The sequence below is a fragment of the uncultured Polaribacter sp. genome (assembly GCF_947501385.1).
Classification (GTDB): domain Bacteria; phylum Bacteroidota; class Bacteroidia; order Flavobacteriales; family Flavobacteriaceae; genus Polaribacter.
In genome coordinates, this window is sequence record NZ_CANMVP010000087.1 from 1 (window position 1) to 383 (window position 383).

At 38.4% G+C, this 383-nt stretch carries 1 protein-coding gene; it reads right to left on the reverse strand.

Translation table 11 applies throughout. From position 1 onward, the window contains the following. A partial coding sequence (locus Q0998_RS19300; RefSeq protein ID WP_299673100.1) for a tyrosine-type recombinase/integrase occupies positions 1–383 on the reverse strand: 383 nt, incomplete at both ends.

A 383-nucleotide genomic window follows, 5' to 3' on the forward strand; every position in this document is an offset into this window, starting at 1 on the left:
TGACCTAAGAGTTCCTTGAGACTCATAATATTCAAGCCGTCTTCAAGCAAATGTGTGGCATAAGAATGCCGAAGTGTATGGGCTGTAAAGTTCTTTTTAGTGCCCACTTTAGAACGACATTCTTTAACAAGCCATTGAATGGCTCGGGTGGTGAGCGGTTGCCCTGATCCATATTTTGAGACCTGACTATTAAAAACATATTTTATAGGATGTGCTGTTTCAAAATAGATTTTTAGACCTCGAATAAGGTGAGAGCTTAAAGGTAAATAACGGTCTACTTTTCCTTTTCCCTTTTTTATAAACACTGTTTTACGATCAAAATCTACATCAGATTGTAACAGATTGCAGAGTTCATAACTTCGCAGTCCACAGCCGTAGAGCAT